Raw genomic sequence first — 22344 nt, forward strand, 5'->3', positions numbered from 1 at the left:
TGTCAGCCCTTGATGCCGCTCATCGCCATGCCCTGGGTGAAATACTTTTGCAGGACGAGGAAGAGCAGGATCAGCGGCAGCGTCGCCACGGTGGCGCCGGCGAAGGTCTCCCCCCAGTTGGGAAGCTGGGTTGGCGAGCCCTGCTGCGCGATGGCGACCTGAATGAGCTGGATGTCGGGGTTCTGCGCGATCACCAGCGGCCACAGGAAACTGTTCCACGAAAACAGGAACGTCACCAGACCAAGGGTCAGCAGCGGAACCTTCACGTTGGGCAGGATGATCGAGAAGAAGGTGCGGACATGGCCGGCACCGTCGATCCGCGCCGCATCCTCAAGATCGCGCGGGAGCTCCTCGAAGGCCTGCTTGAGCAGGAACAGCCCGAACGGCGAGGCGATCCACGGGATCATCACGCCCAGCAGCGAGTTGGCAAGCCCGAGCCCTGAGACAACCTGAAACAGCGGCACCAGCATCGCCTCCACCGGCAACAGGAAGGTCAGCAGGATCACCACGAACACCACCTGCGATCCGCGGAACTTGATGCGGGTCAGCGCGTAGGCAGCCATCGCGCAGAGGATCAGCGTCAGCGTCACCTGCCCGACCGACACGATCGCGGTATTGAGCAGGGCGCGCAGGATGTTGGTGCGCTCGAACAGGCTGCGATAGTTGTCGAGCACTGGCTCGAGCGGCAGGAAGGTGCGCCAGCTGATCGGCGTGACGTCAGAGAAGATGCCAAGCTGCGGCTTGAACGAGTTCGACACGATCCACAGAAACGGCGCGAAGAAACAGGCCAGGATCAGGAGCAGGATCAGCGTAAGGGCAAGCGGTCGGCGCAGGGCGGTCATCAATAGTTCCACTTCGCTCGAAGAAGCCACATCTGCAGCAGCGAGATGCCAAGCACGATCAGCAGCAGCACCAGCGACAACGCTGAGGCATAGCCCGCGTTCTGCATTACGAAGGCCATCTTGTAGATGTGGTAGACAATGAGATTGGTGCTGCTGTTCGGGCCGCCGTCGGTCATCAGGAACGCCGGGGCAAAGGCCTGCAGAGAGAATACGGTCATGATCACCACGACAAACAGCGTGGTGCGTGACAGCAGAGGCACGGTGATGTTCCACAAGACCTGCCAGCGCGTTGCGCCATCGATGCGCGCGGCCTCGGACAGCTCCTTGGGCACGCCCTGCAGACCCCCGAGAAACAGGATGGTGGCAAAGCCGACCTGTTGCCATGCGGTCATCACCGAGATCATGATCAGCGCCTGGTTCGGGGAGGTGAGGAAGGGCTGCCGCGGCAGCCCGAACAGCGCGATCACGCCGTTGATCAGCCCGTTCGACGGATCGAGCAGGAAGTTCCACATGGTCGCGACCACCACCGCCGATGTCACAACCGGCAGCATGATGATGGTGCGCACCAATGCCCGCGCGGGCAGTGTCGAGTTGAGAAACAGCGCAAGGACGAAGCCCAGCGGGATGACGATCAGCACCACGATGAGCGCGAAGAGGAACGTCGCGGCAAGGCTTTCGCGGGCGTCATCGAAGTAGAACATGTCTTCGAAGTTCAGCATGCCGACGAACTTCGCCGCATCGGGATTGAGCAGCGAGTAGTCCATGAAGGCGTTCTTCGCCATCATCGCCAGGGGCACATACTGGAAGACCAGCAGAAGGATCAGAAACGGCGCGAGAAAGGCGAAGGCGGTGCGCGTGTCCTTGCGCTGGCGTGCGTTGCGCGCGGGGCGCGGTGCCGCTCTCGGGGCGTCCATCTGTCGGTCTATCGCGGTCATGCCTGCTCCGGATGTTCAGAAAAAGGGCCGGGCGTCACGGGGGACGCCCGGAAGTCGGGATGTGGTGGTTAGCGGCGCATCGCCCGCGCGACTTCACGCTCGGCGTTCTGCATTGCCTCTTCGGGATCGCCGCCAAAGGCCACCGAGCGCAGCGCATCGGTCACGACGCGGTCGTACTGCGCGAAGTACGGGCTGGGCGGACGCGGCTGGCCCCACTCTTCGAGCTGATCGACGAACACCTTCATCGGGTAGTCCTGATAAATCGGGAAGCGGTCGAACAGCGACTTGAGCGTCGGCAGGTTGCCGCGCTGGCTGACGTTCATATACGCCAGCTCGCCCCAGCTCATGTCGACGGCGAACTGCGCCGCGATCTCGGGGTTGTTCGACCGGGCGGTCACACCGATGGTGGTCGATCCGGTGTGCACCACCGGCGACTTGAAGTAGGGCATCGGCGTGATGCCCCACTCGATCACCGGATCCTTCAGCAAAGCCGAGCCAGCAGCGGGCGTGTCGATGTAGAAGCAGGCCTTGCCGTCAAAGAAGGCGTTGGGGATGCCGACCTTCGGCGCGACCCCCTCTTCGTTGAACAGCGCCCGGTAAAAGGTCAGCGCCTCGATCGCTTCGGGGGTATCGAGATAGCCCTCGACGGTCGAGCCGTCCGGGGCCATCGCCCAGAAGGTTTTGTAGGCGGTGCTTTCCGGATCGGCTTCGGGATCGCCGTTCGAGCGCTGGTAGATCAGATCCTGATAGACCAACCCCGGCTGACCATTGCCAAAGCGGGTCGGTCCGAGCCCCCAGACCGACGGCGCACCGGCTTCGCCCTGCTGACAGGCCTTGAACGCTTCCAGCGCCTCGGGCCAGGTCCAGGCTTCATCGAGGGTCTGCGGCGGCGTGACGCCGGCGGCATCAGTCAGCGCCTTGTTGTAATACATCGCCACGGTGGTCTGCTCGATACCGGGCGAATAGACTTCGCCTTCGTAGCTGTGCTCGGCCTTGGTCGCGGGCAGGATATCGTCGTCCCAGCCCTCGGGCAGGTAGTCGGTGACCGGCAGCAGGATCCCGGCTTTGGCGTAGGATTGGGTATTGGGGCCGTCATAGACCAGAATGTCGGGCGGATCATCCGAGGCGGCCTGCACGGCAATGGTGTCACCAAGCTGGGCGAAAGGCACCTCGTTGATCTCGAAGGAAACGCAGGGATGTTCCTGCTGCCACGCTTCGATCGCGGCGGGATAGGGATAGTTGCCCGGCGTGCGCAGAATACGCAGCGTGACCGGTTCAGCGGTGCATTCGGACTGCTGGGCAAGGGCCGGCAGCGCGGTCAGCGCCGTACCACCTGCAAGGGCAGCGAATAGGACGTGTTTCATGTTGGGCTCTCCTGTCGGGCGTAGGGATGGCATTGCAGCTCTTGTGGTTCAGACGGCGCGGCCCGAATCCGCGTCGAAAAGGGAAATCCGGTCAGGGCTGAGCCCCAGATGCAGCGGCTGGCCGGCGCGCGGCGCCTCGGAGGGCTCCAGCAGCGCCGTGCAGGCCTGACCCGCATGGACGAAATGCACCAACGAGGTCGCCCCCAGCAGCTCGACCATCTCGGCGCGGCCGTGGATCACCGCGACCTCAGGTGCCGCCAGACGGAAAGCCTCAGGGCGGATGCCGACATCAAGCTTGCGCCCTTCGAGCGGCGCGGCCCGGTCGGCGGACAGCGCCAACTGGCTGCCGCCGCCCAAATCGAGCGCACCCTGCCGCACCTCGCCGCTCAGCATGTTCATCTGTGGCGAGCCGAGGAACCCGGCGACAAAGCGGGTGGCGGGCCGGTCGTACAACTCTTGCGGGCTGCCCTGCTGTTCGATCCTGCCATCTTTGAGCACCACCACGCGGTCGGCCAGCGTCATCGCTTCGACCTGATCGTGGGTGACATAGACCGTGGTGGCCGACAGTCGGTCATGCAATCGGCGGATCTCGGTCCGCATCTGACCGCGCAGCTGCGCATCGAGGTTCGACAGCGGCTCGTCGAACAGGAAAACCCCGGGCTCGCGCACGATGGCACGCCCCATAGCGACGCGCTGCCGCTGACCGCCCGAAAGCGCCTTGGGGTGTCGGTTCAGATAGTCGCGCAGCCCCAGTGTCTCGGCTGCGGTTTCGACCCGCTGCCGGATCTCTGCCTTTGGGACTTTTGCCAGCCGCAGCCCGAAGCTCATGTTCTGGGCCACCGTCATGTGCGGATAGAGCGCATAGTTCTGAAACACCATCGCGATGTCGCGTTCGCGCGGCTCCAGCCCGTCGACGCGGCGGTCGCTGATCCAGATCTCGCCAGCGGTCGGCTCTTCCAACCCGGCGATCATCCGCAGCGTGGTGGATTTGCCGCAGCCCGAAGGTCCGACAAGCACGAGAAACTCGCCGTCGGCAACCTCGAGATCGAGGCCCTTGATCGTGTTGGCGCTCGCGCCGTCATAGGTCTTGCCGAGATCGACGAGTCTGACCTGTGCCATGAAAGTCCTTTCCGCCAGTGTGGTGTGCTCGCTGGCAGGGCGACTCAGAGCGGAGATTTCCGCATCCGTAAAGTGTCATTCTGTATACGCCGTGGACGCTTCAGGACACTTTACTCTGTCAGGCGGCAAATTGAGCACCTTTTCCTAGAGAATGCCTTCCGTTGAGGCAGGGAGCGAAGATTTCAGCCCGGTTCAGCATAATTTTTTGAAAAGTTCTGGATTTCTTAGGCCGGTGCAAATTGATCTATGGACAGAGACCAATCGTCATGTATGCAAATAGACCAGTTCTGCATACACTAGGAGACACGAATGAAACTCGACCTGTCCGGCAAGACCGCTTTGATCACGGGTGCCTCGAAAGGGATCGGTTACAGCTGCGCGCTGACGCTGGCTGAAGAGGGCTGCAACCTGCATCTGGCGGCGCGCAACGGCGAGGCGCTGGCCGCGCTCAAGGCAGAGATCGACGCCAAATACGACGTCTCCGTCACCATCCATCCCGCCGATCTCGGCTCGGCCGAGGCGATGACCGCGCTGGATGCCGCCGCTGGCGACTACGATATCCTGATCAACAACGCCGGCGACATCCCCGCAGGTTCGATCACTGACGTCACCGACGAGGCGCTGCGCCGTGGTTTCGAGCTGAAAGTGTTTGGCTACATCACCCTCTCGCGGCTGTTCTGGCAAAAGCGCAAGAGCAAGGCGGACAGCGTGATCATCAACGTGATCGGCAACTCGGGCGAGAATTGGGACGCCTCCTATTTCGCCGGCTCCACCGGCAATGCCTCGCTGATGTCCTTCACCAAGGCGCTTGGCGGCCGCTCGCTCGACGAGGGCATCCGCGTCGTCGGCGTGAACCCCGGTCCGGTTGACACCGATCGCATGCTCAAAATCATGAAACGCAAAGCCATCGACATGCTCGGCGACGAAAGCCGCTGGGAAGAGCTCTATGACAAATACCCTGGCAAGCGCCCTGCCACCGCGCAGGAAGTGGCCGACCTCTGCGCCTTCCTCGCCTCGCCCAAAGCCGGCTACATCTCGGGCACCGTGGTGACCATCGACGGCGGGATTGCCGCACGCGGCTCGGTGATCTGATGAGCACGCTTGCCGTACGCAACCGCTACTTCGACGATCTGTTCAACACGCCGGATCTGGCGTGGATGGGACAGAACACCAACCACATTCCGGCGCATCCGGCCGTCACCGCGGCGATGATCGAGTCGATCACCAAGGGCGAATTCAACGCCTATGCGCCGCCCCTCGGGTTCGAGGATCTGCGGGCGGCGATCGTCGACGACTTCGGCGTACCGGGGCTCGAGGCGCTGGTCACCGAGGGCGGCGTCAACGCGCTGTCGCTGGTCTGCCGCGCGCGGGCCAAGCCGGGCACCACGCTGGTCACCACCGACCCGACATGGAAATGGCCCTGTCTCTTCGCCGAGCAGCAGGGCGCCGAGGTGGTGCAGACGCCGATCTACGGGCCTGAAACCAACTACAAGCTGACCCCCGAGATGCTGCGGGCACACATCGACGAGCGCTGCGCCATCGTCTACGTGGTCGACCCGAATAACCCGCTGGGCGTGACCTACAGTGCCGAAGAGATCGCCGCATTCGCCGCCATCGCCAAGGAACACGGCGCGTTGCTGGTGCATGACTGCACTTACCGCGATTTCGCGGACGGGCATACGCCGGCGATTTCTGTGGATACAGAAAATTGTATCTGCACCTTCAGCTTCTCCAAATGGCTCGGCCTTGCCGGCATGCGGATCGGCGGCATCCTCGCCAGCCCCGAGCTGATCGCGGAATTCGCAGCCGCGTCGACGTCGGTGCTTGGCGGTTCGGTGGTGGCACAGCGCGGCGCGCTGGCTGGCTTGAAGGTCAAGGCCGAGTGGATGGCCCAGGTGCGGCGCATCGATCAGGCCAACAAGGTCAAGATCAAGGACGCCGCAGAGGCGCTTGGCATGTCGGTGCCGGTCTGGCCCTCGCATGGCAACTTCCTGGTGATCGAGATCGCCGGCTGTGGCGCAACGCCCGAAGCCATCGTCGAGGCGGCGCGGCTTGACGGCGTGATGATCCGTCAGGGCGCCTATCACACCGAAGCCTTCGGCAGCCGCTTTATCAAGGTTTCGACCACCGTGCCCGAGGCATGGGCGGACAAGCTGGCAGCGAAACTCGCGGATTACGTCCAGACGGCCAAGGGCCTGACCGACGTTCCGGCCCTGTTCTGAGAGGCGCATCATGTACGCTACCGCCAAAGACGGCACGAAGCTCTACTACGAAACCGCAGGAGAGACCGGCTCGCCGGTCCTCTTCATCCACGAGTTCGGCGGCAACTACGACGCATGGGAGCCGCAGATGAGCGCTTTCGCGCGCCGTCACCGTTGCATCACCTATGCGGCCCGCGGTTATGCGCCGTCGGACATCCCCGCCGATCTCGACAAATACTCCCAGGCCATCGCGGTGGATGACGCCATCGCAGTGCTCGATCACCTCGGCATCGAAAAGGCGCATATCGTCGGTTTGTCGATGGGCGGTTTCGCCACCGTGCACTTTGGCCTCAGCTACCCCGAGCGGGCACTTTCGCTGACCGTCGCCGGCGCCGGCTATGGCTGTGAGAAGGAGACCGAGGAGTATTTCCGCGGTGTCTCGCTGACCGTGGCCGACAAGTTCGAAGCCGATCCCGAGGGCTTTGCCGAGATCTACGGACGCGGTGCCAGCCGGGTGCAGTTCGAGAACAAGGACCCGCGCGAGCACCTGAAATTCGTCACCCGCCTTGCCCGGCACGACAAGATCGGCGCCGCCAACACCATGCGTGGCGTGCAGGCGCGGCGCCCATCGTTTTGGGATCTCGAAGATGGCCTCAAGGCCTGCGATCTTCCGACACTCATCATGGTCGGGGACGAGGACGATCATTGCCTGCAACCGGGCATCTTCCTGAAAAAGACCATGCCGGCCTCGGGGCTGCTGGTCCTGCCCAAGACCGGCCATACGCTCAACCTCGAAGAGCCGGAGATGTTCAACCGCCACCTCGCGGAGTTTCTCGCGATGGTCGAAGCCGGCGCCTGGGGCCGCCGCGACGTGCGCGCCGACCCCGGCCAAGTGATGCGGACGGACTGAGCGATGACCCTGATGGACCGCAACATCGACACCCTGCCCCGCATCGACGGTGAGCGCCTATGGTCGCGGCTGATGTCGATGGCCGAGATCGGTGCCCGCGATGACGACGGGGTAGACCGGCAGGCCCTCTCCGCCGAGGATCGCGCGGCGATGGCGCGGCTCATCGGCTGGGGCGAGGCAATCGGCGTCACTGCCAGCTTCGATACGGCAGGAAATCTGTTCCTAACCCTGCCCGGTGCGTCCGAGGGCGCACCGGTGCTGATCGGCTCGCACCTCGACAGCCAACCGACCGGCGGACGTTTTGACGGCGTCTATGGTGTGCTGGCCGCCTTCGAGGTGCTGGAAACCTTGCATGACGCCGGCATCACCCCGCCGCGACCGATCACCCTCGTCGCGTGGATGAACGAGGAGGGCGGACGCTTCGCCCCCGGCATGATGGGCTCGGAGGTGTTCGCCGGGCACCGCAGCCTTGACGATATCCGCGCCGTTCGCGACGCCGAGGGCATCAGCGTCGGCGCCGAGCTCGACCTCCTGGCCGAGACTTTCCCGCAGGTGCCGCGGCATGAGCCGGGCTTCGCGCTGCACGCCTATATCGAGCCGCATATCGAACAGGCTGACCGGCTGGAGCGCGACGCTCTGGTGATCGGCGCCGTCACCGGCATTCAAGGCAAGAAGACCTACGAGATCACGCTTTCGGGCCGGGAAGCCCACGCCGGCACCGAGCCAATGGAGCGCCGCGCCGATGCGGTACAAGCCTTTGCCCGCGTGGCGCTGGCGATGCAGGCCGCGGCGCTGGAGGCCGGGCCAGACATCCGCTTCACCATCGGCCGGGTCGAGGTCGAACCCAACGCGCCCTCCGTCGTGCCCGCAACCGTGCGCTTTCGCATCGACCTGCGCCACCCCGAGAATGCCGTGCTCGACCGCGTTGGTGCCGCGCTCGAAGCAGCGGCGGAGCAAGAAGCGTCCCCCTGCACGTCAGCGGTGCGGCGCATGGTCGACGCCCCGGCCAACGGTTTCTCGCCGGCGCTGCGCGCCGCCATACTCGCCAGTGCCGCTGCGCGCGGCCTGCCCGCCACCGAACTTCTGTCCGCCGCCGGGCACGACGCCCGGCACATGGCCCCGCTGACCGCAGCCGCGATGATCTTCATCCCATGCCGCGGGGGCCTCAGCCATCACCCCGATGAATGGGCCGATCCCGACCACGTGGCCGCCGGTGCGCAGGTGTTGCTCGACACCTGCCTGAAGGCCGCCTCCGCCACCCGAGAAAATGGAGATTTGTCATGACGATCAATGATATGGCAGAAATGCCGGTGCAACTGCCGCGCGCACCGAAAAACGAGGCCGAAGGCCGCGGACGCTATTTCAACTCGGGCAACGCCTTCAACATCAAGCTGCCGCCGGTGCCGCCGCGCATCCTGCGCGACGAACCTGCCAAGGCGATGGCCAAGACCGCAACCGGCTGGGTGCTCTGCGATCTCTCGGACGAGCTTGACTGCCCCTTCCCCGCCACCACGCCGCTGATGTTGGCACGCTACGCCACGGTGCTTGCCGGCGAGACGCTCGATACCACGCTCAACTGCACGGCCTCGATCTGGTACATGATCGAGGGCAGCGCCACGCTGACCGTCGGCAACGAGACTGCCGAGCTTGGCAAGGGCGACGTGTTCCTGCTGCCGGGCGGTGTGGCGAGCCAGATCAACGCCTCGGAAACAGCTGTGTTCTGGGCCGTAGGCAACGACCCGCAGCTGGCCTTCGAGAAGGCCGCCCCGATCACCGGCTCCGAAGCGGCCACCGGTTTCGTGCATTACCCGGCGGATGAGATCGAGCACCAGCTCGACGTGGTGTACCAGCGCGACGCGAATGACACCACTTCGGGTCACGCGCTGATCTTCTCGGCGGCCCAGACCGAGGCGAGCCGCAACATCGCCCCGACGCTGACCCTGTCGCTCAACACGCTGAAGCCGCACAGCTTCCAGCCGCCGCACAAGCACAACTCGGCAGCACTGACCCTCGCGGTTGCGGGCGATCCGGCCTATTCGATGGTCGATGACCAGCAATGCGACTGGAGCCCCTGGGCCACGCTGCTCACTCCGGCGGCGGCCAAGCACAGCCACCACAACGACGGCGACACCCGCGCCGAATTCCTGATCGTGCAGGATGGTGGGCTTTACTACCACGCCCGCACCATGGGGTTCGAGTTCTACTGATGCGGCTGATCATCGACACCGACACCGCCGGGGACGACACCTTCTCGATGCTGCTGGCGATGAAGACGCCGGGCGTGACGCTCGAGGCGGTGACGATCTGCAACGGCAATGTCGATTTCGACCAGCAGGCCGAGAATGCGCTGGCGACCATCGAGGCCGCCGGCAAATCCGGCGAGGTGCCGGTGTACCTCGGCGCACGTCGTCCGCTCCTGGCGGATTGGGAGCCGGCACAGATGCACGGGGCGGACGGGATGAGCGGCGCGAACCTGCCGCGCGCCCGCCAGCGCCCCGAAGAGATGCACGCGGTGGATGCGCTGATCGAACGTATCATGGCGGCGCCGGGCGAGATCGAGATGATCGCACAGGCGCCGCTGACCAACCTCGCGCTCGCCGTCAGCCGCGAGCCGCGCATCGCCAAGGCGCTCAAACACCTGTGGATCATGGGCGGAACCGACAATTCGGTGGGCAATGTCACGCCCTGCGCCGAGTTCAACTTCTACATCGACCCCGAGGCCGCCGAGATCGTCTTTCGCGCCGGTTTCAACATCACGCTCTCGACCTGGACGCTGACCCTCGGATCCTCGGTCTTCGACGCAGAGCAACTGGCGCAGATCGACGGCCATGAAACCCCGCTGACCGAATTCTACCGCAAGGTTTCGGACACACCGCGCAAGGTCGCCGAGCAGCGCTACGGCAAGGTGATCTGCACCCACCCCGACACGCTGACCTGCGCCTGTGCCATCGACCCGTCGATCATCACCGCCTCGCGAAATGCGGTGGTGCGGATCGAAACCACGGGAACCATCACCCGCGGCCATTCGGCCATTCATCCCGCCAAGCTCGGATCGCGCTGGCCGGAGTACCACGAGAACGCGCGCATCATCGAAAGCGCCGACAATGGCGCCTTCTTCCGCATGCTCGAAAGGGCGCTGACCACATGAACATGCCAATGACCTACCCCAGCACGATGGAGCCAGCCATGACCCCCGCAGACGAGCCGATCCTTGATCTTCGCAAGCTTTCGAAGACCTTCGGCGAGGTCCAGGCGCTGGACGGCGTGGACCTCACTGTGCAGCCCGGAGAGTTCGTCACGGTCGTCGGCCCCTCGGGCTGCGGCAAGTCCACCCTGTTCAACATCGTCTCGGGCCTCGAAGAGCCAGACAACGGTTCGGTACTGCGCTTCGAAGGGCAGTCGGTGCACGCCAAACACCTGCTGGGCCGGGTCTCGTTCATGCCGCAGCGCGACCTGCTACTGGCCTGGCGCAACGTGATCGACAATGCGATCCTTCCACTTGAGATCGAGGGCGCAAACAAGGCCGAGGCACGCGCCGAGGCGCAGCGGATGCTGCCCGAGTTCGGCCTTGCCGGCTTTGCCGACAAATATCCGCACGAACTGTCGGGGGGCATGCGCCAGCGCGTCGCGCTGATGCGTACCTTCATGTTCAAGCGCGATCTGCTGCTGCTCGACGAGCCGTTCGGCGCGCTCGACGCGCTGACCCGCACCATGATGCAGCGCTGGCTGCTCGAGGTCTGGCAGAAACACAAGCGCACCGTGCTGTTCATCACCCACGACGTCGACGAGGCGATATTCCTCGGCGACAAGGTGCTCGTGATGACCGCCCGCCCCGGCGCGATCAAGTTGGCGCGCACCGTAGATCTGCCACGCCCTCGGAGTGCCGATCTCGTCACCTCCCCCGAGTTCATCTCCCTCAAACGCGAACTGCTCGATGCGATCGAGGAAGAGAGCATGAAGACCTTTGGCCCCGCCTCCCACTGAACCAAGGGCCAAGCAACCGAGCCCGGCCAAACCGGGCCCATCCCCAACATGGAGTAATCCTATGAAAAGACGTTCCTTCCTCTCCACCGCACTCGCTCTGTCGACCGCCATGGTCGGCGCGCCTGCCTTTGCGCAGGACCTCGAAGAGGTGTCGCTGCGCCTCAAATGGCTGCCGCAGGCGCAGTTCGTCGGCTTCTACATGGCCAAGGCGAAAGGCTATTACGAGGACGAAGGCCTCGACCTGACGATCAACCCGGGCGGTCCGAACCTACTGACCGAGAACCTCGTTGCCACCGGCGCCGACACCTTCGGTCTCTCGGGCGGCACCGACTCCGTCTTCGCGGCGATCGAGAAGGGCCTGCCGATCACCTGCATCGGTATCGCTCACCAGGAAACCCCCTTCGTCTTCGTGTCGAAGGCTGACGGCCCGGTGCAGGAGATCGCCGATTTCAAGGACGCGTCGATCACCACCTGGTTCACCGGTGCGAACTACGTCCTCTTCGGCATGCTGGCGGCCAACGACCTCGACCGCTCGAGCATGAACATCCAGCCGCAGCAGGTCTCGGTCACGCCCTTCGTCGACGGTCAGGTCGATGTGGTCACCGCGACCCGTTACAACGAGTACTACTCGCTGATGACCCGCGTCGGCGAAGAAAACCTGAAACGCTTCGTGCCCGAAGACTACGGCGTCTCTTTCCCGCGCGACACGCTGATCGTCGGCAACGAGTTTGCCGCCGAGCACCCTGAATTGGTGCAGGGCTTCATGCGCGCAACGGTCAAGGGCTGGCTCGACACCTTTGCCGACAAGGAAGCGGCGATTGACCTGATCATGCAGGAAGCGCCGACCCTCGAGCGTCCGCATCAGGAGTTCATGCTCGACGAGATCGAGAAGATCATGCTGGCCGGTGCCGCCGCAGAGCAGGGCCTGTTCACCATCGATATGGACGCGGTGGAAAGCGCGCACCAGATCCTCGTGGACTACGACGTGCTGGGCGGTCCGATCGACCTCGCAGCGGCCTTCGACAGCCAGTATGTCGACGCGATCCCCTCGGCCGAGCGGCTGCCGGAATGACGGTTCAGGCCAATATGGCGGGCGCACAGCCCATGGCACGGCGCTTCGGCGCCGTGCTTCCTCTTCTCAAGGGGCTGGTGGCGATCGCCGCCGTGTTGCTTGCGGTGGAGCTGCTGGTGATCGCCTTCGGCATCCGCCCCTATGTCCTGCCCCGTCCGAGCGCGGTGATCGAGGCGGTCCTGCGCACTCCCGGCGCCTATCGCGACGCAATGATCCGCACCGGGCTTGAAACATTGATGGGCTTTGGGGCCGGCGCGCTCTTCGGCATCTGGATCGGTGTTGCCTTTTCGCGGCTGCGCTTCCTGCGTGAGACCATCTTCCCGATCTTCATCGTCTCGCAGACAATTCCGGTGATCGCCTTCGGCGCTCTGGTGGTGATGTGGTTCGGCAATACCATTCTGGCCAAGGCGGTGATCGTTTTCTACCTGACCTTCTTTCCGGTTACCGTGAATTGCCTTCTCGGGATGCGCGCTGTGGACCAGAAGCAGGTGCAACTGCTGCGCAGCTTCGGCGCCTCGGACCGCGAAATCATGCGCAAGCTGCGCTTTCCCACCGCGCTGCCGCATATCTTCGTGGCGCTGCGCATCGCCTCGGCGCTTGGTCTTGCCGGTGCTGTCGTGGGCGAATGGTTCGGAGACACCACCGGTCTCGGGGTCCTGCTGCTGCAGGGCATGTACGCCGAGAACATGGTGGCGATCTGGGCCAGCATCCTGTGTTCGGCGGTCCTGGGTATCGCCTTCTTCGGCGCCATCGGCCTTGCCGAAAAGCGCATTGTCTTCTGGGGAGGTGAAAGCTCGTGACCTATGATCCCATGAGCCCTTCGCAGCACGCGCTTGCCCGCGGCGTCTTCGGCGGGCTGGCCCTCTTCGCGATCTGGGAGCTTGCCGCTCGGCTGTTCGATCTGCCGAGCTATATCCTGCCCGCCGTTTCCGAGATCATCGCCCGCTTCTGGACCGCCCGCGCGGTGCTGGGCGAGGCCGCCGCCTACACGCTGGGCGAAGCGCTCGCGGGATACCTGCTCGGCGGCGCCATTGGCGTCGCCCTGGCGCTGGCCGTCACCCTCGTGCCACAGCTGCGCAAGGTGATCGTGCCCGCCGCCACGGCGGTCAACTCGGTGCCTGTGGTCGCCTTCTCTCCGCTGATCTTGTTGTGGTTCGGAATGGGCGTCAGCTCCAAGATCGTCATGGTGGCGGTCGCGGTGAGCTTCACCATGTTCGTCTCGGCGCTCGCCGGCTTCGACCGGGTCGATGAGCGTTCGGTCAACCTGATGCGCAGCTTCGGTGCCAGCCGCGCCGCGATCCTGTGGAAGCTGCGCCTGCCCACCGCCCTGCCGCTGATCCTGTCGGGGATGCGGCTGTCGACCGTGCGCAGCCTGATCGTCGCGATCGTCACCGAGATGCTCGGCGCCTACGGCGGCCTTGGCTGGGTGATCTACCAGGCGGTCATCGTCATCGACTTCGTACAGGTCTGGGCGGCGATATTCGTCGCCTCTATCGCCAGCCTCGGTTTTTTCGCCGTCGTCTCCTTCCTCGAGCGCAGGCTGGTGTTCTGGCGCTAAGCGGAGCAGCCGCTCTCGACGACCAGAGCCTTTCCGGTCGTCGAGGTGCTTTCCCAAGGCGGGTGTCAGCAAGCGCAGGCGGGCCCCGCCGGGAACACGTCAGCCTCCAGCCCGGATCAGCACGGAAGTCGCGGTCTCGAGGTGCGCGACGGGTTCTCGGCATGCAGAACAGGACCACAGTCGTCGCGCAGATGCGCACTTACCCGCCAACGGCTCAATCCCATGCTGCATCGCATCGCTCGTGCGTGCCAATCTGCATTGCTGCCTGTCTAGACGACCCGGGCCAGGTGGATGCCCTCAAGCTCGTTGACGGCCGACTATGCATCAACCAGAAGGGCCACCCGGACCTTCTGACGCGTCGCCGCAATTCACAACCGTAGTTCGTCGCATTCCCCGAAGCCACGTGCGGCTGCCTCTCGCTCTCCCACCTGAATTGAAAGTAGCAAGATGTCCGCAACCCCTAAGATCGCGCTTGTCACCCGCCTGTCCGACGACGCCGAAACCAACTGGCTGAACCTTTTGCGTGCCGCCCTGCCCGCGGAACACATCGAGTCGCTGCGCAGGATGCGCCCGGAGGATCATGCCGGTGTCGAGATCGCCATCGTCGCCAACCCCGACCCGACGGACCTGCGCAAACTCCCCAACATCCTTTGGGTCCACAGCCTCTGGGCCGGGGTAGAACGCCTCGTCGCCGAGCTTCCGGACTTCAACCGACCCGTCGTGCGGTTGATCGACCCGCAGCTGTCCCGAAACATGTCCGAGGCGGCGCTGGCCTGGACCTACTACCTGTTCCGCGACATGCCCGCCTACGCGCGCCAGCAGCGGGCGCGTGAATGGTGCCAGCAACCCTATCGCAGCGCGGCGTCCGTCACCGTGGGGGTCCTCGGCCTCGGCGAGCTGGGCGCAGCCTCGGCCGAGCGCATCCGCGCGCAGGATTTCAACGTGCTTGGCTGGAGCCGCAGCCAGAAGGACTTGCCGGGTATCATCTCCCTTTCCGGCAAAGACGGGCTCGCGGAGCTGCTGTCGCACAGCGACATCGTCCTGTGCCTGCTGCCGCTCACGGAGGCGACGCGAGGCCTGCTCGACGAAAGGGCGTTTGCCGCCATGAAGCCCGGCGCGGCGCTCATCAACTTCGCGCGCGGTCCCATCGTTGCGACCGACGCGCTGGTTTCCTCGCTGGATGCCGGCAGGCTTTCTCACGCCGTGCTCGATGTCTTCGACCAAGAGCCGCTGCCGCCGGAGTCCGGGCTCTGGTCCCATCCCGGCATCACCGTCCTGCCCCATATCTCCGCCCCCACCGATCCCCGGACCGGTGCGCAGGTCGTGGCCGCCAACATCCGCGCCTTCCGCGAGAACGGCCGGCTGCCCGAAAGCGTGGATTTTGCCACCGGCTACTGATTTTTCGCGGGGCAGCTGCGGCGGAGCAACGGAGGGTCCGCATCCGCAGGCTGCCGCGCGAACCGGCCGTTGTCCCGTCCGGGCCCGGCCCTTTTGGGGTCAGAGATTCTGCGCCTCGAGGAAGCCGCGAACCGCAGTGACCACAGCTTCGGGCTGCTCCTGATAGACGTTGTGACCGGCGTCGGGGATCACCACGAATTCCCCATTCGGCAGGCGCTCGGCGTAGCGCTTCGCGGTGGCGGGGCTCGCGGCATCGGCGGACCCGGAGAAGACCAGCGTCGGCTGTTCGATCTTCGCCAGCAGCGGCGTGACGTCGTAGTCCTTCAGCGTGCCGGAGACCTTCACATCCGACGGGCCCCAGACATAGTCATACAATGCGCCGTTGAAGGGCGGCGCGTCATTGGCCATGTCGCCCACCTCGCAGGGCGCGATACAATAGTGCCGATCGGAATAGACCGAACTCGCAGCCCAGTAGTCATCGTCGTAGGTGTCTGTCGCTTCCTTGGCTTCCAGGACTTCGCGCACCTCTGCCGGCAGATCTTCGCGATAGAGCTTGGCGTCTTCGATCCAGTCAGCGGTGCTCAGGTAGGGGCTCCCGAGGATAAGTGCCTCGACCCCATCGGGGGCCATTTCGGCAGTATATTGCACCGACCAGCCGGTGCCCATGGAATGGCCGACCAGGATGACCCGGTCGAGGCCGAGCGCCGCGCGCACCTGCGGAATTTCGCCAAGGTAGTGCTCTACCGTCCACGTCGACTTGTCGTCCGACCAGGTCGATTTTCCGCCGTTCAGCTGGTCGTAGAAAATCACGGCCCGCTCGTCCGCCAGGGCCAGCAGCGAGATCATGGAACGGGAATTTCCGCCCGGCCCGCCATGCAGGCACAGCAACGGTGCCTTCGGGCCGCCAAGGTGCGCCGCGCCGTTGATCCGGTACCAGAGCTTTCCCTCGGGGATGTCGATATACCCCGCGATATCCGGGTCGGGCAGCGCCAGGGCCGCCTCCGGGAGCAAGCCGGTTGTGCCCAGAGCCAGAGCGCCGCCCGAGGCCAAGAATACGCGGCGGCTCATTTTCAAATGGTCGGTCATTATTTTCTTCTCCGTGACAGGTGCACAGGCCAACGCGGCAAACTGCCGCCATGGAGGCACCCGCATGTCAGCATTTTCAGTGACGCGACTTCAGTAGGCCCGGCCCAGTTCGTCAGGTGGAATTCCCGACGCGCCGCACAAAGGCGGCACCTTCCGCGCGCGATGCTGAGTTTCTGATACGCTTGCCCTTGATTTCGGCAGGAGACGGACACCCCGCACGAAAGGTCCTGCCTCCGCCATGCACGAGGGTGCGGCTCGGGGCAGGACAATTGCCGCGGCGGGCGTAAGCAGACCCCCGGCAGCTGAGCCAAGATCGGCGGAGGGATGCCCGCGGCGCCGTGCCCCAAGAAAAAAAATTCGCGCTCCTGCGACGGGATAGGGCGGGACGCCCGTTGAACCCCTAACGCATAAAGGAGAAACAAGAAATGATGCGCAATTTCGCCCTCGGACTCATCGGTGCAGCGATGATCGCCCTCCCCGCCACGCTGGCCAGCGCGCAAGGTGCCACCCCGGGCAACAGCTGCGCACCGGGCAGCAAGGCTGCGGCCTGCGCCACCAATTCCGCGCCGCAGGCAAAGCAGCAGGCCAAGGCTCCGGGCAAGTCGGTCGAGCCCAAGGCGCAGCAGGGCACCAAGGCGCAGCAGAGCGCCAAGGCCCAGCAGGGCGCCAAGGCCCAGCCAGCTCCCACCGCGATGAAGAAAGGGCAGAAGTTCGGCAACGCCGGCGAAAAGCTGCCCGATCCCAAGGCCTACGGGCTCAAGGAACAGCGCGGCGCGAGCTATTACAAGAAGGATGGCCAAGTTTATCGCATCGACGACCAGACCCGCGAGATCCTCGCCGTGGTCGGAGCCGTCGCCGACCTGCTGAACTGACTTTGTGGTCTGTCTTCGGGAGCCGTCAGGCGGTTCCGGAAGACATCGCGTTGGGCGAACTCTTTCGCCCAACGCCGCCCGAGATGGTGCAACCGGCCACCAAATCGGAACGCGCGTTGAACCACTGACGCCCGGACTTCCGAAATTGCCCGACGTCCTTTTGAAGACGGACACGGGACACATACAGGGCAACTCTTGCAGGCCTACTCTACCGGCTTTCGGCGCAATGGGCCCTGATGCTGTGACCGCTCCCGGCCGCATCGACGTACCACGATGGGATCGCAACACTCCGCATCGGATAGCGCCCCACCGCGTGGTGTAGGAAGCCGCGGGTGGAGCCCTAGGCGAGGCTGGCGGTCACCGTCGATCCGGGGAAAAGGTCTGTGTTGCGACACCTGAACCCTGAGACGGAGACATGAGCCATGTCACCCCACTGGCCCGAGTGACAATGGCGAATGGGCAGTGGCGCGCCGATACATGAGCCTTGAAGCCCTGGCCCGCGTCACGGACAATCCCACTGTCAGGCCCTGCCCCCTCAGGAGGTCGGCGCTCCTGCACCACGCGCTGGGGCACTATCCTATGCGTCGGTCGAGGAATGGTGTAGGTTCCAGAAGGACTTCGTTGGCGATCCCGACATCATTGCACATCTCGAGGACCCTCGACTGCGGCAGCCATCCCTGACGAGGTCCAGCGAGAAGTGGTTGGCTTGGCGCTGGAGTAAGCCCCCCCATCCGCGGTGACTTCAAGTCACTTTCCATGTGTCGTCGTCATAGCTTGTAATATTTCACGTAGTATCTTAAGGTAATCTGAAGAACCGGGAGCCACCGGATCGGAGGGGTAATGGACAGGATTTTGGCAAGAGCCGCGGACACCGCGCCATCCAATGACGGCAAGCGCAAACAGATGTCCCTGACACGGACGGTCTACCTGCGTCTGCGTGACGAAATCCTGACCTGCAAGCTCGCGCCCGGCCTCGAGATTTCCGAAGCAGAACTCGCGCAGCAGTTCGACGTGTCCAAGACCCCGGTGCGTGAAGCCTTGGCGCAGCTGCGGCAAGAAGGATTGGTCCGCACTTTTCCGCGCCGTGGCTACCAGATTTCGCCCATAACCTTCGGCGACATGAACGAACTTTTCGATCTTCGCACGATTCTGGAGGCCGGTGCCGCCGAGCTGGCCTGCGAGCAGATCACGGATGACATGCTCGTTGAGCTCAGAGAGCTGGCCGTGGTGGCCTACGAGAAGGAAGAAACTCAGACGATCGCGAATTTCATCGCCGCGAACCGCCGGTTTCACATGGCCATCGCCGCCGCCTCTGGCAATTCGCGGCTGGTGAACATCTTGGCGCGTCAGATCGACGAACTGGAACGCTTTTTCTATATCGGCGCCCAGATGAGAGACGTGAACTCCGAGACCAACACCGATCACTTGGAGATCGTCGATGCGCTCGCGCGGCGCGACAGAAAAGCCGCCCGAGACCTGATGATCCGCCACAATGACCTGACACGCCAGGGCCTGTTCCAATCACTCGCGATGTCCCGACAGGCCGGAACCATCAGCCTCTGAGGAGGCCGCAGAAAACGCAAGCAGACCTGCGACAGCCCGCACCGATGTGCGGGCTGTTTGCGTTTCGGCGCATCTGCCGCAGATGTTTTTTTGGTGATATTTCTATGAGCAGGTTGCGCTGAGACTGCACGAAATATCACGAGAATATAAACGAAATTTCGATTGCCATCTGAAATATCACGAGCAACACTCAGTAGCATAGCAAAGACGTTTCCAAGGAAACTTCATGACTCGTTTCAGCGCAAACACCCTTATCGTTCATGGCCCGCCGGGCAGTGCTCCCCCGGTCATGGCCGAGGCCCTGCGCAGCGCGCAGGCCGAGCGATTTCCCGAGATGGCCGCGCTTGCGCTCCTGCCCAAGGGGGACGATCCCGGAGTTGATTCGATGCACTTCATGGCCAGTTGCCGTGGCGAGGAACGCCTGGTCTCGACCTGCACGCCGGTCTTTCTTCAGGCGCCACTGTTGCGCGGAATGTCTCTGACCCACCGTGACCTGACGCCGATCGCGCGTCTTGTGGCAGACCGCTTCTTCGTCGTCGCGCGGACGGATAGTCCACTCGCCGAACCCGGCGCATTCCTCGAAGCGCTGCCGCAGGCCACAACCCGAACCGGCGGCTATTTTCTAGGGGGCATCAACCACCTGCTCTCGCTGGCCATCGCCGAAGGCACGAAGGCCGACGTGGAATTCATCGTAACCGAAAGCGAGCCCGCGGTCTGGAACGCGCTGATCGAAGGCCGGATCGATTGGGGCTGCGGTGTTGCCGCGGAAATCCTGCCGCACGTGGAGGCGGGTACAATGACTGTCGTCGCAGCGCTCGACATGCAGCGCCAACCCAGCTTCCCCGACGTGCCGACGCTTGCCGAGCTTGGCCTGCCGGTGACCTTCCAGCTCTGGCGCGGGCTCATGGCGCCTGGAGGCCTCTCGGCCGAGGCGCAGCAGCGCTGGCATGACCACTTCGCCGCGCTGCGCGACACGCAAGCATGGCGCGACTACCTCAGCCGGAACGGACAGGCCGACGCTTGGCTGCCCGGCGACGCCTTCCGCGCGTTCCTCGAAGAGGAATGGAACTGGTACGAAAAGCATCTTGGTCTGGCCGGGCTTCTTCCCGAAGCGGCCTGACCCGATACGGGCATATCGCCCCAAACCGGACATCCGGGACCACAGCCCGGAGCCACCCATATCCCGACACGGAGACTTCCAATGACCACGATCCTTCGGACGGGGCTGATGGCCCCTGCCCTGCTGTGCGCCGCGATGACTCACTCGGCGTTTGCGCAAGATGCGGCAAGTGACGCGGCAGCTGCCTTCGAGGCGGCGATCGGCGACGCTCAGCCCGTCAAGAACTACCCCTCTCCCTGGCCGCTTCGGAACCTGCTGAAAGAGGGCGTCCTGACGGTCGGCACCACCGGCACCTCTCCGCCCCGCACCTTCGTCGACCCGGCGACCTCGGAGCTTAGCGGTTCCTACGTCGAGCTCTTCGAGAAGCTCGCCGAGGACCTCGGGCTGGACATCGAGTTCGTGCAGCTCGAATGGGCCGGTATCCTGCCGGGGCTGGCGGCGAAACGCTTCGACATCGCCTGCGACGGCGCGTCCTGGAACCCTGAGCGTCTTGGATCCGACCAGTTCCTGATGACCTCGCCGACCGGCCTCAACGCCACCGTCGGCATCGCCCTCAAGGACGGCGGCCTCTCGAGCTTCGACGAGATCGGGGACGAGGTGATCGGCGGCGTGCGCGGCGAGATCTACTTCGAAGGCGCGAAGAAGGCGCTGCCCGATGCCGAAGCAACCGACTTCCCGGGCCTGCAGGAATCGCTTCTGGGTCTGCAGAACGGTCAGGCGAACGTGGTGGTGATGAACCTATCCAACGCTCTCTCGGTGCTCGAAAACGCACCGAACAAGGACGACCTGATGATGGTCGGTCCGGCGCTCGAGGTCTTCCCGCAGAGCCTTTGCGTCAACGCCACCGAGCCCGATCTGCTGGTCGCGGTGAACACGCTTCTGGGCAACTACCGCGCGGATGGATCGCTGTCGGATCTGATCGGCAAATACGCGACCTCTACCGCAGAAGTCGATCTGCTGGGCAAGATCGGTTACTGAGGCACGTCACGTGACACTCGATTTCAGCACGATCCCCGAGGTCTGGCCCGCACTCATGAAGGGTGCGGGCGTCACCATCCAGCTGACGCTGGCTGTCCTGATCCTCGCAACACCGGGGGGCTTGCTGGTCGCGTTTCTCAGGCTGGCGCCGCAGCCATGGCTGCGCGCGCTGGTTCTGGCGCTCAGCTGGATTTTCCGCGGCATCCCGCCGCTCCTGCTGCTGTTCTTCGCTTTCTTCGGCCTGCCCATCATGGGGCTGACGCTTCAGCCGCTGCCTGCGGCAATCCTCGCGATGACCACCTACATGTCTTTCTATTTCGGCGAGATTTTCGCCTCTGGCCTGCGTTCGGTCCCACCGGGGCAGGCACAAGCGGCCGCCGCACTTGGCATTCCGGCGCACCGCACCCTGATGCGGATCATCCTGCCCCAGACCATCCCCGCGGCCCTGCCGCCCTACATCTCGCATGCCACCGAAATCCTTAAAGGCACCGCGCTGGCCGCCGCCGTGGCAGTGCCAGAGCTGTCCAATGCGGCGAAGAAGATCTTCGTCGTCACCTACCGGCCGCTGGAGGTGCTGATCGTCGCCGCTGCGATCTACGCGCTGCTCGACGGCGTGCTTCTGCTTCTGCAGATGTTTGGCGAACGCTGGTCGAACCGGCGCCGGGCGGGGCGGTAACTCATGGATTACACGCTCATCGCCCCCTACTTGCCCGACCTCCTGTCGGGGTTCTGGATCACCGTGCAGTTGTCGGTCCTCACGCTCGTTCTGGCCACGCCGATCGCTACGGCGATTGCACTGGGGCGTGACCTTGGCCCGCGTCCTCTTGCGCGCGCCCTCGCCGTTCTGGTGAACGCCGTGCGCCTGCTGCCCGCGCTCATCGTCCTTTACTTCGTGTTTTATGGTGGCCCGCAGCTCGGCCTGCGGATGAAGCCGATGACCGCGGCGACCATCGGGCTCGTCGCCATGGGCGCCGCCTATATGTCCGAAGACATCCGCGGCGGCTTCTCGGCGCTCGATCGCGGCCAGCTTGCCGCCTGCCGCGCGCTCGGGCTGCCGTTTGGCCACGCGCTGCGCCGCGTGCTGCTGCCACAGGCACTGCCACTGATCGTGCCGCCCTACATGACCCGCGCCATCATCATGGTCAAAGGCACCTCGCTGGCCTCCATGGTATCCGTCGCCGACCTTACCGCCGAGGCCACCCGAGCCTCTTCGATCACTTACCAGCCCTATGTCTTCGTGCTGCTGGCCGGGGTCCTGTACCTCGCGCTCAGCGGTGTGCTCGTCGCCTTCCAGGCGTGGGTCGAACGGCATCTCCGGCTGCGCTACAGATTGGCCCGCTGA

At 64.3% G+C, this 22344-nt stretch carries 22 protein-coding genes; 17 read left to right on the plus strand and 5 right to left on the minus strand.

Features of this window, described 5'->3' with window-relative positions:
- Positions 1–2 precede the first annotated feature (2 nt).
- From BM397_RS18605 to BM397_RS18620, 4 genes are all read right to left on the minus strand, one after another.
- Positions 3–842, minus strand: coding sequence for a carbohydrate ABC transporter permease (locus BM397_RS18605; protein WP_092429353.1), 840 nt, complete (start codon positions 840–842; stop codon positions 3–5).
- Positions 842–1777 (minus strand): carbohydrate ABC transporter permease, encoded by a 936-nt coding sequence (locus BM397_RS18610; RefSeq protein WP_092429355.1) that lies wholly within the window; start codon positions 1775–1777, stop codon positions 842–844. Before BM397_RS18610 ends, BM397_RS18605 begins: the two co-directional genes overlap by 1 nt.
- Positions 1778–1845: 68 nt before the next feature.
- The gene (locus BM397_RS18615) at positions 1846–3141 is read right to left on the minus strand and encodes an extracellular solute-binding protein (protein ID WP_176806828.1); all 1296 of its coding nucleotides are present in this window, start codon (positions 3139–3141) and stop codon (positions 1846–1848) included.
- Positions 3142–3189: 48 nt separating this feature from the next.
- Positions 3190–4260, minus strand: a complete 1071-nt coding sequence (locus tag BM397_RS18620) for an ABC transporter ATP-binding protein (protein WP_092429359.1) — start codon at positions 4258–4260, stop codon at positions 3190–3192.
- Between the two features lie 309 nt (positions 4261–4569).
- Between BM397_RS18620 and BM397_RS18625 the strand changes: the two genes are divergently transcribed.
- From BM397_RS18625 to BM397_RS18675, 11 genes are all read left to right on the plus strand, one after another.
- On the plus strand, positions 4570–5352 hold the full coding sequence (locus BM397_RS18625; RefSeq protein ID WP_092429361.1) for an SDR family oxidoreductase: 783 nt from the start codon (positions 4570–4572) through the stop codon (positions 5350–5352).
- Positions 5352–6482 (plus strand): pyridoxal phosphate-dependent aminotransferase, encoded by a 1131-nt coding sequence (locus tag BM397_RS18630; protein WP_092429363.1) that lies wholly within the window; start codon positions 5352–5354, stop codon positions 6480–6482. The genes BM397_RS18625 and BM397_RS18630 overlap by 1 nt, the downstream gene beginning before the upstream one ends.
- A gap of 10 nt (positions 6483–6492) precedes the next feature.
- Positions 6493–7371 carry an alpha/beta fold hydrolase gene (locus BM397_RS18635; RefSeq protein ID WP_092429365.1) on the plus strand — a complete coding sequence of 293 codons (879 nt, stop codon included), beginning with the start codon at positions 6493–6495 and terminating at the stop codon, positions 7369–7371.
- A gap of 3 nt (positions 7372–7374) precedes the next feature.
- The gene (locus tag BM397_RS18640; RefSeq protein ID WP_245696200.1) at positions 7375–8655 is read left to right on the plus strand and encodes a hydantoinase/carbamoylase family amidase; all 1281 of its coding nucleotides are present in this window, start codon (positions 7375–7377) and stop codon (positions 8653–8655) included.
- On the plus strand, positions 8652–9578 hold the full coding sequence (locus BM397_RS18645) for a cupin domain-containing protein (RefSeq protein ID WP_092429367.1): 927 nt from the start codon (positions 8652–8654) through the stop codon (positions 9576–9578). The genes BM397_RS18640 and BM397_RS18645 overlap by 4 nt, the downstream gene beginning before the upstream one ends.
- On the plus strand, positions 9578–10519 hold the full coding sequence (locus tag BM397_RS18650; RefSeq protein WP_092429369.1) for a nucleoside hydrolase: 942 nt from the start codon (positions 9578–9580) through the stop codon (positions 10517–10519). Before BM397_RS18645 ends, BM397_RS18650 begins: the two co-directional genes overlap by 1 nt.
- A gap of 38 nt (positions 10520–10557) precedes the next feature.
- Positions 10558–11355 (plus strand): ABC transporter ATP-binding protein, encoded by a 798-nt coding sequence (locus BM397_RS18655; protein ID WP_092429531.1) that lies wholly within the window; start codon positions 10558–10560, stop codon positions 11353–11355.
- 61 nt (positions 11356–11416) lie between these two features.
- Positions 11417–12427 (plus strand): ABC transporter substrate-binding protein, encoded by a 1011-nt coding sequence (locus BM397_RS18660; RefSeq protein ID WP_092429371.1) that lies wholly within the window; start codon positions 11417–11419, stop codon positions 12425–12427.
- 32 nt (positions 12428–12459) lie between these two features.
- A complete protein-coding gene (locus tag BM397_RS18665; protein ID WP_218124918.1) occupies positions 12460–13227 on the plus strand; it encodes an ABC transporter permease in 768 nt (255 codons plus the stop codon).
- Entirely contained in the window at positions 13224–13985 is a 762-nt protein-coding gene (locus BM397_RS18670) for an ABC transporter permease (RefSeq protein WP_218124919.1), read from the plus strand. The genes BM397_RS18665 and BM397_RS18670 overlap by 4 nt, the downstream gene beginning before the upstream one ends.
- 447 nt (positions 13986–14432) lie before the next feature.
- Positions 14433–15383: a 2-hydroxyacid dehydrogenase gene (locus BM397_RS18675; protein ID WP_092429375.1), complete on the plus strand. Its 951-nt coding sequence runs from the start codon at positions 14433–14435 to the stop codon at positions 15381–15383.
- Between the two features lie 99 nt (positions 15384–15482).
- Here BM397_RS18675 and BM397_RS18680 read toward each other — a convergent pair whose 3' ends face one another.
- Entirely contained in the window at positions 15483–16469 is a 987-nt protein-coding gene (locus BM397_RS18680) for a proline iminopeptidase-family hydrolase (RefSeq protein WP_176806830.1), read from the minus strand.
- Positions 16470–16894: 425 nt separating this feature from the next.
- On the opposite strand from BM397_RS18680, the gene BM397_RS18685 reads away from it, so the two are divergent.
- The 6 genes from BM397_RS18685 (at position 16895) to BM397_RS18710 (ending at position 22344) form a co-directional block, all read left to right on the plus strand.
- Positions 16895–17341: a hypothetical protein gene (locus BM397_RS18685; RefSeq protein WP_092429380.1), complete on the plus strand. Its 447-nt coding sequence runs from the start codon at positions 16895–16897 to the stop codon at positions 17339–17341.
- Positions 17342–18181: 840 nt separating this feature from the next.
- Positions 18182–18904 (plus strand): GntR family transcriptional regulator, encoded by a 723-nt coding sequence (locus BM397_RS18690; RefSeq protein ID WP_092429382.1) that lies wholly within the window; start codon positions 18182–18184, stop codon positions 18902–18904.
- A gap of 226 nt (positions 18905–19130) precedes the next feature.
- Positions 19131–20024: a tripartite tricarboxylate transporter substrate-binding protein gene (locus BM397_RS18695; protein ID WP_092429384.1), complete on the plus strand. Its 894-nt coding sequence runs from the start codon at positions 19131–19133 to the stop codon at positions 20022–20024.
- Positions 20025–20105: 81 nt separating this feature from the next.
- Complete coding sequence (locus BM397_RS18700) at positions 20106–21002, plus strand: substrate-binding periplasmic protein (RefSeq protein ID WP_092429386.1); 897 nt, start codon at positions 20106–20108, stop codon at positions 21000–21002.
- Positions 21003–21012: 10 nt separating this feature from the next.
- Positions 21013–21678 carry an amino acid ABC transporter permease gene (locus tag BM397_RS18705; RefSeq protein WP_092429388.1) on the plus strand — a complete coding sequence of 222 codons (666 nt, stop codon included), beginning with the start codon at positions 21013–21015 and terminating at the stop codon, positions 21676–21678.
- 3 nt (positions 21679–21681) lie between these two features.
- The gene (locus BM397_RS18710; protein ID WP_092429390.1) at positions 21682–22344 is read left to right on the plus strand and encodes an amino acid ABC transporter permease; all 663 of its coding nucleotides are present in this window, start codon (positions 21682–21684) and stop codon (positions 22342–22344) included.

The organism is Alloyangia pacifica (assembly GCF_900116195.1).
Classification (GTDB): domain Bacteria; phylum Pseudomonadota; class Alphaproteobacteria; order Rhodobacterales; family Rhodobacteraceae; genus Salipiger; species Salipiger pacificus.